Genomic DNA, 14,673 nt, shown 5'->3' on the forward strand with positions numbered 1-14,673 from the left:
CTCTCCCCAAACACGCATGTGTTAACAGGTCCTGGCCTTATATGGCCTTATGGGATCTCTGTTATGCGCTTCCTAAAGTCACTCCCGTTTCAGTCCGGCAAACTATGGCACAGAGCCGGTCCCCCTCGCAAATGACATTGCGGGGAAGACCGGGCTGCTGAGAATCAATCGTCGAATACAACTCGGAGATGTCCGGCGGCACCGCCCGCGACCGCAAGGTCATGCATGAGACGGCCGTCAACGATGGCGGCGAGGCTGCCGTCGTCGTTATAGCCAACGAGCGGACCATGGGCGACGGCGAACATGATGACGCCGCCCGGGGAGGTCGGCTCATGGCGCGCGCCTGCGGGTTCATAGACATAACTGCCGACGCCGCCGCGATCGTCTTCATAGCCGAACTCGCCTTCGATCAGAAAGGCTTCGACCGCGCCGAGGTGACCATGCACCGGTGCCTGAATGCCGGCATCGACCTTCAGCAGCATGCTGAAGCCGCCGGATTTTTTGTCGACATTCAACAGTTTGAAATGAGTGCCCACCATCACCCAAGGCAGCCAGGGCAGGTCCGTCGGGTCGAAAAAGACCGGATGCTGCGGTTTGATGGCGGCGATGGCGGATTGGCCTGTGCGTTCGAGTTGTTCCATGATCTGTCCTTCTCCCAAGGATTGGTCCATCTCTGACTCTAGTCGCTGGCCTGCGGGCTGGAATGACGTGAATCACTCAATTTTTGCCGAGAAGCAGGGTCTATTCGGGAAAATTTGGCGTCTGAGTGGTTCACGTCATGGCAGGGTCGGGTGGGCATGGCATTGATGGCGAGAGTTGAATGATGAAGACGCGTCCCGAGCCCTGACAAAAGCAATGGGGCCGGATGCGCGCAATGAATTTGGGGAGGTGCATCTATGACACAAACAAATCAGATCAAACTTCGGAAGCAGACCATAGCCGCTGGCGTCTCCATGATGGCTCTGGCTATGGCTTCGGCGGCCACGGCGGCAGAACCCAATGCGGATGTCGGCTATACCCTGGAGGAAATCGTCGTCACCGCGCAGAAGCGGGAAGAGCGCCTGCAGGACACGCCGATTTCGATCACGGCTTTCACCGGGGCGGCCCTCGCGGAAAAGTCGGTGTTCAATTTGCAGGCTATTGCCCAGTTCACGCCGAACGTTGAAATCAACAACGGCCGCGCCGACGGCGGCGGGTCGTCCTTCAATGCTTATATTCGCGGCATCGGCCAGCAGGACTTCCTGTTCCCGACTGAACCCGGCGTCGGGCTTTATGTGGATGGCGTCTATCTTGCGCGGACCAGCGGCGGCACCCTGGCGCTGTCGGATATCGCCCGCATCGAAGTGCTGCGCGGGCCCCAGGGCACGCTCTATGGCAAAAACACCGTTGGCGGCGCGATCAATATTTATTCGCTGCAACCCGACGCCAATGGGCCGGTGACCGGAGCCATCGAAGGCACCACCGGGCGCTTCAATCGGTCGGACGTCAAAGCCCATGTGATGTTCCCGATTATCGACGGCGTGCTGGCAGCCAAGATTTCCGGCGCCGCCCTGCATCGCAACGGCTTCGGCGAGCGAGTGCAGGATGGCCGCGACCTTGGCAACGAAAACAAGCAGGTCGGCCGTTTCGAATTGCGTTGGACGCCGTCAAGCGCCTGGGACATCAGCCTGCGCGGCGATTTTCAGCGCCAGAAGCAGAACGGGCCGGTGGGCAGCATCATCAATCGCTTTGCGTCGGATGTGGTGCTGCCGGATCTTGAGGTTGATGGCAACGGTCAGGCCATTGCCGGGGCCTTCAAGCCGTGCAATGTCTCGGCGGGCAGTTTCGACCCCGGCCTTTCGACCTGCGGCCTCGTGTTCAATCCGGGCGGACTGCCGAACGGCATGGGGCTTCAGGGGCTGACGTTCGATGATATTTACAACAAATTCGTCGTGCCCAATATCAACTCGCAACTCGGCTTGCCCGCCGGGTCGCGCTATGACGGACGCTGGGTCACAGGCGACCCGACCATCTCGAACGGCACCTCACCGTCGCTTGATAATAATCGGGTCTGGGGTCTGTCTCTGACCGCCGCCTGGTCGCCGTCGGATGAGATCACCATCAAGTCGATCTCGGCCTACCGGGAGCTCAGCTCACAATCGCCCCGCGATGGCGATCACACGCCCTATCCTGTGGTCTATACGGCCAACGACATTCATCAGTCACAATTCAGTCAGGAACTGCAACTGGGCGGGTCGAGCATGAACGATCGGCTCAAATGGCTGGTCGGCGGGTTCTATATGCGGGAACATGCCTATGATGATAATACCGTCAATATGATGTCGGGCATCTACAGCTATTATCCGCTGGGCCTGACCTTCAATTACCTGCCTTACAATGAAATCTGGATCGACACCTGGGCCGTGTTCGGACAGGGAACTTACGAGCTTACGGATCGTCTGAGCCTCACCGTCGGCGGCCGCTACAGCAAGGACAAGAAGAAATATTATCAGGATCACCTGTTGTCGGAAGTCCCGGGCACGGGCACCGGCGGGCTTGAGAATTATGTCGGCCCGCGCACTCTGAAGGACAGCTGGGGCTCGTTCACGCCGAAGGTCGCGCTTGATTTCAAGGCAACCGATGACGTGCTGCTCTATGCGAGCTATGCAAAGGGCTTCAAGGGCGGGGGCTGGAGCCCGCGTCCGACCCAGCAGAATGACAGCGATCTGTCCTATGATCCGGAAATCCTGAACACCTTCGAAGTCGGCACCAAAACCGCCTGGTTCGACAATCGCATGACCTTCAATGTCGCCGGGTTCTACAGCATCTATAAGGACGTGCAGGTGACGACCGTGGATTCGGGCTCGAACGGCAGCTTGTTGCTGTTGACCCGCAACGTCGGCGAAGCCCGGCTTTACGGGCTGGAAGCGGAATTGGTGGCGCGCCCGATGCAGGGACTCGACCTCAATATGGCGGTCGGTTACCTCCACAGCGAATGGCACAAGCTGAATATCGTCGATGCCAATCTGAAGTTGAGCAACAAGCTTGTGGATTCCCCGAAATGGACGCTCAACATGGGCGCCCAGTACCGCCTGCCTATCAGTGAGAATTTTGGCTCGTTGGTGTTGCGCGGGGACGCAAGCTTCCGCAGCCTGACCTGGAAGGATCCCTTCAACGTTACGCGGGCTCCGGCCAGCCGCCCCGGCGACAAGATCACCGAACGCCGCATGGCACAGGATGCCTATTGGCTGGTCAATACCCGGCTGTCCTGGACCAACCCGTCGGACAACTGGGAAGTGGCGCTGTTTGTCACCAATCTTTTGGATAAGCGCTATTTCACCAGCATGCTGCCGGTGGACAATTTCGGTTATGACGAAGCCTATGTGGGCCGCCCGCGTGAATGGGGCCTGAGCGCCAGTTACAAGTTCTAGATCGGGTCTGTTCATGATGGATTTTGCAAACAAAGTTATTGTCATCACGGGGGGCGCGTCCGGTATCGGGCGCGCCGCCGCCTTGAGTTTTGCCCATGGCGGGGCAACGGTGATCGTCGTCGATCTCAATCTCGACGGCGCACGGGAGACCATTTCCCGGTGCGGCGGGGGCGAGGCTCATAGACTGAATGTGGCCGACGAAGCGGCGTGGGAGGAATTATGCGCCGATATCCTCACGCGTCATGGCCGGTTTGACGGGCTGATCAATTGCGCCGGCATCGGCCGGGCCGGAAATTTCGAGGAGCTGTCGCTCGCCGATTGGACCGCCATGCTTGATGTCAATCTGACCGGGGTGTTTCTCGGCTGCAAACATGCGGTCCGGACTATGCGTAAGGCCGGAAACGGCGGCTCCATCGTCAATGTGTCGTCCATTGCGGGGCTCGTGGGCGGCGATGATATTGCCGGTTACTGCGGCAGCAAGGGCGGGGTCACCACCCTGTCGAAAGCGGTGGCGCTTCATTGCACGCGTTATAAAACCGGCATCCGCTGCAACAGCGTTCATCCGACCTATGTGGACAGCGAAATGCTCGACCCGGTGGCGGCGCTGTTCGAAAGCCGTCAGGCCATGCTCGACGGCATGGCCGAAGCGGTGCCGATCGGCCGGGTGGCGGTGCCGCAGGATATCGCCAATGCCATTCTGTTTCTAAGCTCGGACGCGGCGTCCATGATCACCGGCATTGCCCTGCCGGTGGATGGTGGTCAACTTGCTGGTATCCCGAGCAAACACACGACCTGAAGGATAGACATCATGACCAAAGCTACAGGCCGCGTCAGCGGTAAAGTCGCCATCGTCACCGGCGGCGCGTCGGGTCTCGGGGCCGCCATCGCCACCATGCTCGTGCGCGAAGGCGCCGAGGTGGTGATCACCGATATTCAGGATGACGCGGGCAAGGCCCTGGCTGAGAAACTCGGCTGCACATTCCTCCATCAGGATGTGGCCGAGGAAGCGCGCTGGCCCGAAGTGATCGCAGCGGTGAAGACGCAATTCGGCGGCCTCCATATCCTGATCAACAACGCCGGGTTCGAAGGGCCGCTGGATGCCGTCAGTCCGGAAAACACGCGCCTTGCCGATTGGCAACGCATCCACCGCGTCAATGTGGAAGGCGTGTTTCTTGGCTGCCGCGCCGCCATTCCGGTCATGCGCGAGTCGGGCGGCGGATCGATTGTCAATATGTCGTCCATTGGTGCTTTGGTGGCGACGCCGTTCCTGTCGGCTTACGGAGCCTCCAAAGCGGCGGTGCGCCAGTTCACCACATCGGTCGCCCTCCATTGCGCCGAGACCGGCAGCCGCATTCGCTGCAACAGCGTGCATCCCGGGCAGATCCGCACGCCCATGCTCGATAAACTGTTCCGCGACACCGGGGAGCGGCACGGCATCACCACCGCCGAAGCCGAGACAGCCTTTCTCGGCCGCATCCCCTTGAAGGAATTCGGCGAGCCCGACGACATCGCCTATGCGGTGCTGTTTCTCGCCTCCGATGAGTCAAAGCATGTGACGGGCGCGCAGATTGTCGTCGATGGCGGCATGGATATCGTTTAACCAGGGACAGACATCATGAAGACATTGTCATTCGGCCAGCCCATGGGCGGCATCATTCAGGAAGCCCATGTGGTGCCGGATCTGAAGGCCGCCGCCCTCCAATGGTCCAGGACCTTGGGCATCGGGCCGTTTTTCATTTTCGATCACTTCCCGCTGTTCGACGCCCAGTATCGCGGCCAGCCGGCGGAGTTTGACGTCAGCCTCGCGCTCGCCTTCTCGGGCAATATGTGTTTCGAGCTGATCCAGCAGAACAATGACGCGCCGTCGGTCTACCGCGAAGTGGTGGCCAAGCGCGGCTATGGTTTCCATCACTGGGCCATCGCCACCGATGATTTCGACAAATCGCTGCGGGACTACGGGGCCGAAGGCTATGACCTCGCGCTTTACGGCGTCGCGGGCGTCGGTGCGCGGGCGGCCTATATGGATACCTATGATGCCTTAGGCGGCATGATCGAACTCATTGAAATGACCCCGAAAACCGAGGAATTCTTCGGGCTTCTCCATGAGGCGGCGATCAATTGGGATGGCAAGGATCCGCTCCGCACGCTGTAAGATCATCTTTGATTTAGGACGAATGTCCTATGTTGACGCCATGGGCTGCGTGATGCACCATGGCGTTAATCATATATAAGGCTGGGGAGCCGACATGACGCTTTTGGGACTGATGCAGGACCGTCCGTTGCTGATTGCCGATCTGTTGCATTATGCGGCAACCTATCACGGTGATCGGGAGATTGTTTCACGCTCGGTCGAAGGGCCGATCACCCGGCAAGGCTATGCCGAGGCGGAACAGCGGGCGAAAAAACTTGTCAAAACCCTGCTGCGTTTCGGCATCAAGGACAGCGATCGCATTGCCACGCTGGCCTGGAGCACAGCCCGGCATTTCGAGCTTTTCTATGCGGTCTCGGGCATGGGCGCGGTGTTGAACACCGTCAATCCCCGGCTGTTTGACGAGCAGATCGCCTATATCATCAATCACGCCGAAAACCGGGTGCTGTTTTTCGAGACCTCGTTTCTTGAAATCGTCGAGCGTCTGGCGCCGCGCCTCCCCATGGTCGAACGCTATGTGGTCATGACCGACCGCGCCCATATGCCATCGTCGAGTTCGCTTGAGCTCGCCTGTTACGAAGATCTGCTCGCGGCGGAAGACGCCGATTATGACTGGCCACTGTTTGATGAACGCAAGGCGGCGTCGCTTTGCTATACCTCGGGCACCACGGGCCATCCGAAGGGCGTGCTCTATTCCCATCGCTCGACGGTCATTCACGCCATGGCGGCGGCGCAGAATGGAGCCTTTGGCATCTCGCCATCGGACGCCATCATGCCGATCGCGCCCATGTATCACGCGAACAGCTGGGGCCTGCCCTATATCGCGCCCATGTGCGGCGCGAAGCTCGTGCTGCCCGGCCCCGGCATGGATGCCCAAAGCATTCAGGAACTGATCGAAAGCGAGGGCGTGAGCTTCACCTGCGCCGTGCCGACGGTGTTCACCACCCTGTTCCAATATCTGGAACAGACCGGCAAGCGCATCGATAGCTTAAAGCGCGCCATGATCGGCGGCAGCGCGGTGCCGCGTGCCATGGCCGACAAGCTGTTCCATAGCTACGGCGTCAAGGTGCTGCAGCTGTGGGGCATGACGGAACTGAGCCCCCTTGGCACCATCGCGACCCCGACGCCGCGGGTGGAGGAGCTTCCAGCCCCCTTGCGCGAGGATATCCTGAGCAAACAGGGCCGGGTGCAGTTCGGTCTGGAAATCAAGGTGCTCGACGCCGACGGTCACGAGGTGCCGCGCGATGGCGTCACCTCAGGCGAGCTCTGGGTGCGCGGCCCGTGGGTCGCAAGCGGCTATTTCCGTCATGATCAGCCGGTGCTTGATGCCGATGGCTGGTTCCCGACCGGCGATGTGGTGGCCATCGACGAATTCGGCTATATCCGGATCACCGACCGCGCCAAGGATGTGATCAAATCGGGTGGCGAATGGATCAGCTCCATCGATCTCGAAAATCTCGCCGTCGGTCATCCCGCCGTCAAGATGGCGGCGGTGGTGGGCGTGTTCCACCCGAAATGGGAAGAACGCCCGCTCATGGTCGTGGTGCCGAAAGATGGCGCGACAGTCACGGAACGCGAGATCCTGGATTACCTCTCCGATAAGGTAGCCAAATGGTGGCTCCCTGACGCAGTGGTCATCACCGACGACATGCCGCTGACCGCCACCGGCAAATACAGAAAGACCGAATTGCGCGACAGATACCGCGATTACCTCACCACGCATAAAGCAAGCGCGGGAGCGTAGGTAAAATCACAAATTAGGAATGTCATTACCGGGCTGTGTTGGTGATGCCTTTCACCTTTCCCGGGCCAGATCGATCTAGCCGTCATCGCGAGCCGCGTAAGCGGCGTGGCGATCCAGAATCTTTCGGCGGCGGTGGACTTGGATTGCTTCGGCTTCGCCTCGCAATGACGGGTGGGGGCCGATTGGATTGCAGTTATTCTGACCGGGAAGGTGATGGCCCGGATATTATTATTGTCATTACCGGGCTTGACCCGGTAATCCATCTGCACGTCCGTATAGGTTTCGCCATGGATTGCCGGGTCAAGCCCGGCAATGACAAGTGTAAGTAAACACTTTCAACCTTCCCGGATCTGACCGACCCCACCGCCAGGCTTACGGGTGACGGTGAATGTTTTGCTTACGCTTGCCGTATAGGTTTCTTCCAATATGGTTGACACCGTTACGAACTCAACCTCAGCGCGGGCCTTGCTCAGTGTGACCACCAGAAAGCCCTTGCCGGTCGGGTCATTATAAATGACTTCGCGATTGCGGGCGGTGAAGGCATCACCGATGGGCGCACCGGGCATGGCATCGCCGTAGCTTGGGCTGGTGATGGAGCTGGTGGCGAATTCTGCGGCGACCAGTTGGCGGCGTTCGGCATCCCACAGTTCATTGGCCCAGAACATATGGCTGTCTCCGGCCAGTGCCACCACATGGGCTTTGGCGGCCTTGATGGCGTCATAGACGCGCTCCCGGGCTGCGGGATAGCCGTCCCAGGAATCAAGATTGGACGGAATGTCATAACGCGACAGGATGTTATTCCTAAGCACCCGATCCCTTGTGCTGCCGGACATGGGGGCTATCAGCTTGTCCCAGTTTTCCGGCGTCATCTGGGCCCTGACGTCCGGGGCGGCGACCCGCGCCATCACCACCTGATTGCCGAGGACCTGCCATTTGATGCCGTCTTCAACTGACTGCTTGAGGCTCTCGCGCAACCAGTCTTCCTGCCAGGGGCCGAGCATCTCCCGGTCGGGATCCTGAAGTTTGTCCAGAAATGGTTCGATCTGGGGCTGCTCGCCATCCCAGGTCAGATCGGTTTTGTAATCGAGCGAATCATCGCGGCCGGTAAGCCGTGTTTCAACCATCATGATTTCGGCCAGATCGCCAAAACGGAAAGTTCGGCAAGCGGCTTCCCGCGGGGCATTGGTGAGCGGTTCGCGGATCGGCATCCATTCATAATAAGCCTGAAGCGCCGCCGCCTTGCGGGCGATCCAGTCAGCGGAGTCGCCGCTTTTGTCGTCGCTTGAGCCGCCATGCCAGCTGTCGTTGGCGACTTCATGATCGTCCCAGACGGTGATCCAGGGCGCGCGGGCATGGGCGGCCTGAAGATGGGGGTCGGTTTTATACTGGGCGTGCCGTTCCCGGTAATCGGCCAGTGTGAAAATGCTATGAGCCGGTTGCGGACTGCGGCCGATGCGCTTGCCGATGGCCATGCCATAGTCTTTGGCCGCTGCACCATATTCATAGATGTAATCGCCAAGATGAATCACCGCATCAAGACGGGTGCGCCGGGCCATGGCGTCATAAGCATTGAAATAGCCCCCGGACCAAAGCGCGCAGGAGGCGACGGCGAACACCACATCTTTCGGGGATTTTTCCGGCAGGGTTTTGGTGCGGCCCGTGGGCGACAGCCGTTCGCCATGACGGAAGCGATAATAATAATCCGTGCCCGGGGCCAGGCGGTCGAGCAGATGCTTGATGGTGTAATCCCGCGCTGCCGGTGCGCGCAGACGCGGTACGCGGCGGAGGATCTGTTTGAAGTCGGGTGTCGTGGCGATTTCCAGATCGACGATCAGATCGGCGCCGGAGGTCTCACCCTCCGGCGTGATCCGGGTCCAGATAATCACGTCATGTAGTCCGGGGTCGCCACTGGCGACCCCGTGCAGGAAAGCGGCGGACCCTTTGTAGTCGCGAAGCGGAACAGCCAGGGCAGGTGTAGCAAGGCTCGCCGCAGCGAAAATACGCAAAGCGTCACGTCGGGTGATGGTCATGGGATCCTCAGAATGTCCGTTTATAGGTCAGACGAAATTCCCGCCCGCGACCCGGAAGGGCGGCGAGATTGACATAGGTGTCAACGGCAGGCTGGAAATAGTGCTTGTCGAACAGATTGTTCACATTGAGCGTGACCTGGTTCTGACCAAAGCTCACAAAGGCCGAGGCATTGACGAGTTCATAGGACGGAAACACCACGGCATTGGCCTGCCGCGTGGCCGTGGTCGACACATGCATCACGCCAATGGTCGCGCCCGCCTGACCCCATTCCATCGGTTCGCTGATATAGGTGCCATACAGACTGAACGTGGTTTTCGGAATGCTGCGCAATTCATAGCTGCCCGGGAACCCGGCCGGGGAGGTGGCGAAGTTATAGACGGCATAGGTGCCGCCATAGACATATTTACCGTCGATCCCCATGGCTTCTGGCGAGATATAGGTGAAAGCGGTATCCGGACCTTCGATGATGGTCTTCTGATGGTTTCCGGCGAAGGTCAAACTGATATTGTCATTGACCAGCCAGCGGGCTTCGAGTTCGACGCCCTTGCCGGTGGTGCCGACCACGCGGTCGAAGGTGCTCAGACGTGTGCGGTTCTGCCGGTAGGCCGACAAGGCGCCAACCAGTGTCGAATTAAAAAGATCGAATTTGACCCCGCCTTCGATCAGGTCTGAATCTGACAACCACTGGCCGTTGCTGATGAGGCCGGGAGACACGTCACCGGCCTGACTGCCTTCGATGGCCGAGCTTTTGGCATAGGTGAAATAAGGAATAAGGCCTGTGCCGGTTTTCAGGCTGACGCTGGCGTTCCAGGTAAAATCGCCGCCGCTTGTGGCGGCTGTCAGGATGGAGCTGCCGGTGCTCTTGCCGCGATCGGTTGAATCAAGTTTGTACCAGTCATAGCGCGCCCCGAGCATGACATTCACCAGACCACCAAAGGTCATGTCGCTCATGAGGAACGCGCCGATATCGTTCCAGGTGCTTTTGATGTCATTGTCCCAGCCGAGCGACGGCATGGAGAACGGATCGGCGAAGATGTCGGTGGCCGTTGCGCCATAGGTCAGATCGCGGCGGTCGAGGGCTACATAGCCTGAGTTGAAGCTTTCCTTGCGGAAGCCGTTGTAGTCGCGATAGGACATCCCGACCACATGTTTGGATTCAAGCCCGATTGCGGGAAGATCTAACGCGAAATCGGCACTGCCGCGCAGTTCGAATATGCGGGCTTCGTACCAGGCCGGGAAGCCGTAGCTGACAAAACGCTGGTTCTTCAGTTGATCGTAAAAGCCCTGAACCCGGAGCCGCGTGCTGTCGCCGATTTTTTTGCTGAGATCGGCGTAAAAGGTTTTGGTGTCGGTTTCCGAAAAATCGGCGTCGCTGACCATCACCGTGCGGCGGTCGAGCTTGGCGGTGCCGACCCCTTCATCCAGGGTGAAGCGGGCATTCGGGTTGGGTTTGGTGCCGAAATATCCGGCAATCAGGGAGGACCCGATTTCGTTCGGTGCAATGCGGCCGTCGCCGTTCGTGTCCTTGATGGTGGTGTCGCGGCCGGTGATATAGGTGCCGGTATCGACCAGATCCTGGGTCAGACGGTTCCAGCCCGGAGTCTGTATATAGCCGCTTGAATTGTAAATAAGCGCGCCGACCGCAAGTGTCGTCGTGTCATTCAGGTCAAAGTCGCTGGCCATCTGCAACAGCTTATGTTCGGGATGCACACCCTTATAAAAACTGCCGGAATTTTCATATTCGGCATAGATATTGACGGCCCCGACGATATTGCCGATTTCCACGGGCAGCGTCAGATTGCCGCCGAGATTGAATTTGTCATAGCTGCCGGTGGTGACTTCGATATTGCCGGTCGTCCGGGTTTTGATCTGGCCATTGGCATCGCGGCCGCTGCGCGGGGAAATGTTCAGGAACCCGCCGACCTTGCCAGCGCCAAACAAAGCGGTCGGCGGCCCGCGCAGGATTTCAATACTTTCAGCGGCAGCAAGCGGCGTCTGATAGGTGCCGCGATTTTCGATGCGCTTGAAGCCGCGATAATAGGTTTCAGCGATGGTGCCGCGCAGATTAACCGACCCCTTGACGCCGAAATAGCTCGCGGTGAACGAGCCCGGGGCGATGGCCATAAGATCGTCGACTTCCTCGATGCCATAGCGCAGCAGGGTCTGATCGCTGATGAAGGTGGCGGCGCGCGGCGTTTCCGTCAGCGGCTTGTCGATGCCGAACAGACTGTCGCGCGGGGTGGTTTCGATCAGGCCGACCTTGTCCGAGCCATAGACGATGATTTCCTCATAGTCGGTGGAGGGCGTTGGAGCGGGTTCATCTGCAAAGGCGCTGCCGGCAATGCCGATGGCGGTGGTGACAAGCATCAGGGTTCGAAATCGGGAAACATACATATGAGGGGGAGTCCTTGGCCGGGGAGAGGATGAGTTACCGGCGCAACCTATCGGTGCATTTTTACAGTTCGATGACGGAGGGGTTACAAATAAAAATCACCATGATCTCAGGATTTTCAAAGCCATAAAAAAAGATCCGTGGCGGTCTCCCGCAACGGATCTTTTGCTTGATGGAAGCCTGCAATTCTCGGTTTATGGGAATGCGAGCGCCCTGGCCATGACGTCATATAAAAGATTTTGTTCCATGACCCCATGCAGGGCTTCCGCATTCGGACCCCGGGCGAAGGCCGCGACGTCCTCCCCGCCATGGGCGCCGCTCGTGACCGGAACGACGGCCTGCTGGCGATAGGTTTCCGCGGTTGTGTCCACATCGCTGAGGTCGGCCCGTGCGCCGCTCACTGCGCCGGGGGCGGCATAATAGCCAAGGGTGGTATAGGGCTTGCCGTCGGCGGCATGAGTAAAGTCTGCATCGCCGTCTTTTTCATGATCGTCGCTGCCGACAACCTTGCCGAGAATCGGATTGCCGCGTTTCGGGTATCCGGCGATGGTGAAGCTATGCGAATGATCGGCGGTAACGATGATCAGGGTGTCGCTTTCGTTCGTTATGGCATTGGCGGCGGCGACGGCGCGGGCAAGCTCCACACCGTCATGGAGCGCGTTATAGGCATTCCCAGCATGATGAGCATGATCGATGCGCCCAGCCTCGACCATGAGGAAATAGCCCTTGCCCTTGCGGGCGAGCATGCGGATGGCGGTTTGCGTCATCTCGGTCAGCGACGGTTCACCGGCTTTGTCGCGCTTGCGGTCGGCCTCATAGCGCATATGGCTTGGCTCGAAAAGGCCAAGCAGATGGCTCGTTTTCGTGAGATCGAGCGCATCGAGTTCGGCCTTGCTTGTGACATAAGCGCCGTGCGGATATGTCTGCTGCCATTCGCCGATGAGATTGCGCCCGTCTTTGCGGCCGCCGCTTTGGTCGGGATATTCGGGATCGGGCATATCTTTGGGCATGAAATTCTTGCGCCCGCCGGCCAGCGCCACATCAATGCCATGGCCGAACTTGAACTCGACAAACTGCCGGGCGATATCGCGGCATCCGGCAAGGATCGCGGCTTCTGGCATATGGGCGTCGCTTTCCCAGTCGCGTTCGGGGCTATGGGCGTAAGTTGTGGCCGGTGTCGCATGGGTCAGGCGGGTGGTGGTGACGACACCCGTGGCCCGCCCCGCCGCTGCGGCTTTTTCAAGAAGGGTCTGCAACTCCGCCCCGCGCGCCGACGCGCAGTCGGCGCGGAGCGCGCGGTCACTCATGCCGATCACCCCGGCCTTGGTTTTCTCGCCGCTCATGATGGCGGTGGCGGTGCCGGCTGAATCCGGCACCTGCTGATTGGTGTTATAGGTTTTGATCAGCGCGAGATGGGGATAAGTCTCCCACGGCAACACCGTCTCCTCGCCCGGCTTGCCCTCCAGCTGCCCGGCGAGAATGCGCATGGCGGTAAGCGTGCTCACCCCCATGCCATCGCCAATGAACAAAATGACATTATGCGGACCTGCAGTCTGGGACGGACCATGAGCCAGCATCACCGGCTTCGCGCAACCGCTGATCGCAAGAAGAGAAAGGGAGATCAAGCCAAACCGCAAGAAACGCAACCGCACCATTCTCGTATACCTCCGCACTATTCATGGTCGGCGGCATCATGTCAGGCGGATGTTACAGATATGTGAGCGCGTTACCGCATCCGGGCTGCCCTTCGCGTGGACCGCAGGATGTCAGCGGCCCACGCGAATATCTGGCATGGAGTTAAACACACCGAACACTTGCAGCAGCCATAACACCACGGCGATCACCACGACGGCATTGAGGATGCGTTTGATCTTTGGGTCCATGGGGATGTAGGTGTTGACGAGCCATAACAGCACGCCAATCACGATCAGGACTATGACCAGGTGAACGAGAGACATCGGTTTCTCCTGTTAGATCATCGCATGCGCTGCGCGGGTCGGTGGCTTTGTCAGCGTTTGATATGGGAAATTTTCGTGCCCTCGATGCTCACGCCGGCCATCAGTCCTTCCTGTCCGAAGATGAAGGCATAGGCATCGTCCTTCAATGAGGTGGTTGACAGATTTTTGGCGGCGCCTTCATTGACGACGACCACGGTTGGCCCCACACCGATTTCCCAGCCATGGGTTTCCTGAATATATTCGAGCGCTTTTTCGTTCATCAGGAACACCACATAGCCATAAGACTGCGCCCCGGCCTGTAGGCCCCAGGATCCGGTCACGGAGTTGTAATAGCCAAGCACGCTATTGCCCCGGATCAGCTCGCCTTCGCCATAACTGCCGCCGAACACGAGACCGGCCTTGATGATGTTCGGAAACACCAGAATGGCCTTGGCCTTGTGGGAGAGCTGCTCGGCAAAGGGATGGGTTCGGTAAAGCTGGTGCAGGGCCTGCCGGGAATCCCTGTCGAGATCCTCAGACGAGGCGGCTGTGGCGGGCGTGGTCAAGGCCATCGGGGCCGCCACCGCTGTTGCCAGCATGAGGGCGAAAAATAGTCCTGATCTCATGGTCAATGTCATTGCTCCTGTCGGGAGCCGCAGACCTTCAGCATGAAAGAGTGTTTGTCACATGCGCCAGGCCGAATACGGCTGCTGTTTGATGGAGTTCCGGATGGACGGATGTTCACGGCGGGTGCCGTACCGAACATTACTCAGACATCTACGCGACATAACATGACGATAGGATCTTACCATCGATCCCGGTGAGCAACAACTTTTCGGGCAATGGATGGTGTCCCCGACTGGATTCGAACCAGTGGCCTTCAGATTAGGAATCTGACGCTCTATCCTACTGAGCTACGGGGACCTGCTTGTGCGGACTGCGGCCTTCTTATAGCAAGCTCCGGGACGGCTTCCAACCCCGTGTGGTTGCGTTATGGCTGTTGCTTGCTA

General features: G+C 59.1%; 11 protein-coding genes and 1 tRNA gene. 5 read left to right on the plus strand and 7 right to left on the minus strand.

Annotated features, from left to right (window positions below; all coding sequences use genetic code 11):
• Positions 1 to 164 precede the first annotated feature (164 nt).
• The gene (locus tag NYP16_RS00955) at positions 165 to 641 is read right to left on the minus strand and encodes a 2,4'-dihydroxyacetophenone dioxygenase family protein (protein ID WP_274942233.1); all 477 of its coding nucleotides are present in this window, start codon (positions 639 to 641) and stop codon (positions 165 to 167) included.
• Positions 642 to 896: 255 nt separating this feature from the next.
• On the opposite strand from NYP16_RS00955, the gene NYP16_RS00960 reads away from it, so the two are divergent.
• The 5 genes from NYP16_RS00960 to NYP16_RS00980 all read left to right on the plus strand — a co-directional run bounded on the left by NYP16_RS00960 (position 897) and on the right by NYP16_RS00980 (position 7,303).
• Positions 897 to 3,410: a TonB-dependent receptor gene (locus tag NYP16_RS00960; RefSeq protein ID WP_274942234.1), complete on the plus strand. Its 2,514-nt coding sequence runs from the start codon at positions 897 to 899 to the stop codon at positions 3,408 to 3,410.
• Positions 3,411 to 3,423: 13 nt separating this feature from the next.
• Positions 3,424 to 4,206 (plus strand): SDR family NAD(P)-dependent oxidoreductase, encoded by a 783-nt coding sequence (locus tag NYP16_RS00965; RefSeq protein WP_274942235.1) that lies wholly within the window; start codon positions 3,424 to 3,426, stop codon positions 4,204 to 4,206.
• 12 nt (positions 4,207 to 4,218) lie between these two features.
• Positions 4,219 to 5,010, plus strand: coding sequence for a glucose 1-dehydrogenase (locus NYP16_RS00970; RefSeq protein WP_274942236.1), 792 nt, complete (start codon positions 4,219 to 4,221; stop codon positions 5,008 to 5,010).
• A 15-nt stretch (positions 5,011 to 5,025) separates the two neighbouring features.
• The gene (locus NYP16_RS00975) at positions 5,026 to 5,562 is read left to right on the plus strand and encodes a VOC family protein (RefSeq protein WP_274942237.1); all 537 of its coding nucleotides are present in this window, start codon (positions 5,026 to 5,028) and stop codon (positions 5,560 to 5,562) included.
• Positions 5,563 to 5,656: 94 nt separating this feature from the next.
• A complete protein-coding gene (locus NYP16_RS00980) occupies positions 5,657 to 7,303 on the plus strand; it encodes a long-chain-fatty-acid--CoA ligase (protein WP_274942238.1) in 1,647 nt (548 codons plus the stop codon).
• A 335-nt stretch (positions 7,304 to 7,638) separates the two neighbouring features.
• On the opposite strand, the gene NYP16_RS00985 is transcribed toward NYP16_RS00980, so the two are convergent.
• The 6 genes from NYP16_RS00985 to NYP16_RS01010 all read right to left on the minus strand — a co-directional run bounded on the left by NYP16_RS00985 (position 7,639) and on the right by NYP16_RS01010 (position 14,587).
• Positions 7,639 to 9,333, minus strand: a complete 1,695-nt coding sequence (locus tag NYP16_RS00985) for an alkaline phosphatase D family protein (protein WP_274942239.1) — start codon at positions 9,331 to 9,333, stop codon at positions 7,639 to 7,641.
• Positions 9,334 to 9,340: 7 nt separating this feature from the next.
• The gene (locus NYP16_RS00990) at positions 9,341 to 11,728 is read right to left on the minus strand and encodes a TonB-dependent siderophore receptor (protein ID WP_274942240.1); all 2,388 of its coding nucleotides are present in this window, start codon (positions 11,726 to 11,728) and stop codon (positions 9,341 to 9,343) included.
• A 192-nt stretch (positions 11,729 to 11,920) separates the two neighbouring features.
• The gene (locus NYP16_RS00995) at positions 11,921 to 13,381 is read right to left on the minus strand and encodes an alkaline phosphatase (protein WP_274942241.1); all 1,461 of its coding nucleotides are present in this window, start codon (positions 13,379 to 13,381) and stop codon (positions 11,921 to 11,923) included.
• 111 nt (positions 13,382 to 13,492) lie between these two features.
• Positions 13,493 to 13,684: a Thivi_2564 family membrane protein gene (locus NYP16_RS01000; protein ID WP_274942242.1), complete on the minus strand. Its 192-nt coding sequence runs from the start codon at positions 13,682 to 13,684 to the stop codon at positions 13,493 to 13,495.
• 50 nt (positions 13,685 to 13,734) lie between these two features.
• The gene (locus NYP16_RS01005; RefSeq protein WP_346742429.1) at positions 13,735 to 14,301 is read right to left on the minus strand and encodes a lipid-binding SYLF domain-containing protein; all 567 of its coding nucleotides are present in this window, start codon (positions 14,299 to 14,301) and stop codon (positions 13,735 to 13,737) included.
• Between the two features lie 209 nt (positions 14,302 to 14,510).
• Positions 14,511 to 14,587: transfer RNA gene (locus NYP16_RS01010), tRNA-Arg, on the minus strand.
• Positions 14,588 to 14,673 lie beyond the last annotated feature (86 nt).

Origin of the sequence: Govania unica (genome assembly GCF_027920805.1) — a bacterium.
Classification (GTDB): domain Bacteria; phylum Pseudomonadota; class Alphaproteobacteria; order Sphingomonadales; family Govanellaceae; genus Govanella; species Govanella unica.